The sequence below is a fragment of the Dyella monticola genome (assembly GCF_003363155.1).
GTDB classification, from domain to species: Bacteria; Pseudomonadota; Gammaproteobacteria; order Xanthomonadales; family Rhodanobacteraceae; genus Dyella_B; species Dyella_B monticola.
This window is the reverse complement of the sequence record NZ_QRBE01000034.1, coordinates 1-1,592: the sequence shown is the minus strand read 5'-3', so window position 1 is coordinate 1,592 and position 1,592 is coordinate 1. Positions and strand designations below refer to the sequence as shown.

General features: G+C 58.3%; 2 protein-coding genes. Both read right to left on the bottom strand.

What is annotated here, in order from left to right; genetic code table 11:
• Positions 1–432: SEL1-like repeat protein (locus tag DWU98_RS21475; protein ID WP_484488898.1), on the bottom strand; the 432-nt coding region annotated here is incomplete at its 3' end.
• Between the two features lie 40 nt (positions 433–472).
• On the bottom strand, positions 473–1,592 hold a 1,120-nt coding region (locus tag DWU98_RS21470), incomplete at its 5' end, for an SEL1-like repeat protein (RefSeq protein WP_230474989.1).

The following is a 1,592-nucleotide window of genomic DNA, read 5'->3' as shown; positions in this document are numbered from 1 at the left end:
GCGCAGCGCCAGTTCCTGATCCTGCTTCACGCCGTAGCCCAGCTCCAGGTAATACGCCATGTCGTAGTAACCACCGGGGACACCATCCTTGATCAGTTGCTGGGTCAGGGCGATGGTTTCCTCGTGCCGGTTGGGAGAGTCAGCCAAACCTTCGGACACCAGTACTTGCAGGTTATGGTTGGCCTTGTAGTGACCGTACGCGGCGGCAATGCGGTAGTAGCGCGCGACGGCGTTGAAGTCCTTGGGACCTTTTTTCTTCTCCAGATAACGCGCGTACTTAAAAAGCTGATCGGCGTCTGGATTCAGTGGTGGCAGGCGGTCCGCTTCGTGCGAGCAGGTGAACGCGAGCGTGGCCTTGAGGGCAACCAGATCGGACGAGGATGACGATTCCTTGGAGCAGGCGGTGAGCAGCGCCAACAGGAATACAGCCATGGATGCGCAACACACGCTCGCTCGTCGCATGCGTGGCCTTTCACGATACGTGATCGGCATGACGCACCAATTCCCAGACAACCTCGATGTCCTGGTAGCGCATGCCGAAGATATCGTCCAACAGGCTAAGCCAGCGGGGTTGGTAGCGGCGATACGTAGGCAGCACATCGCCCTTGCGGAAGCGTCGTTTGTGCAGCACCAGGCCCTCTTCGATGCGGATGCACCATTGCCCGCTTTCCGGGCAACGCAGGCCGGTTTTTACTTTCGTACCCAAGGCCGTTTTCGGCGGCGGCGGCAACGGCAAACCGGTGGCGGGATCGAGGTGCTTGGACTTGCTCATCCGCTCGATCAGCTCATCCGAGGGTTGGGACGGAATCTGTTCCTGCTCTTTTTGCCATTGGAACGTGCCATCCCAGGGCGGAAGGGGTGCGGGTGGCAGCGGCACGATCTGGTCGATGTCCGGCACTTTGGGATTGCGGCCGTCGTTGGCCGCAAGGAAGTCGGAAATTATCCCGTAACGACGGGAACGTTCGTTGTCTGTCGCCAAATTCACGAAGTAAAGTTGTTCTGCAGGGGGACGATCGCCGTCCCGGGCGGGTAGGAAAGCTTGCGACAGAAAATATGCTGACTGAGCATCTCCCGTTGCTACACCCTGCTGAAATGCCTGAACGGCTTCGGCATAGAACGAGTGGTCCTGCAAGTTAATACCTAATGCATTGGCTGCCTCACCATGTCCTTGCGCGGCTGCGCATTCGCGCATCTGCCTCGCAATACTCGGTGCGATGTCGGCGGGTGCTAGCTGTTTAGCCACAAAAAACTGTGCTTCAGGACTACCTAAATCCGCCGCCTTGCGGTAATAGCGCAGCGCCAGCTCCTGATCCTGCTTCACGCCGTAGCCTAGCTCCAGGTAATACGCCATGTCGTAGTAACCGCCGGGGACACCATCCTTGATCAGTTGCTGAGCCAGGGCGATGGTTTCCCCGTGCCGGTTGGGAGAGTCGGCTAAACCTTCGGACACCAGCACTTGCAGGTTGTGGTTGGCCTTGTAGTGCCCGTACGCGGCAGCAATGCGGTAGTAGCGCGCGACGGCGTTGAAGTCCTTGGGACCTTTTTTCTTCTCCAGATAACGCGCGTACTTAAAAAGCTGATCGGCGTCTGGA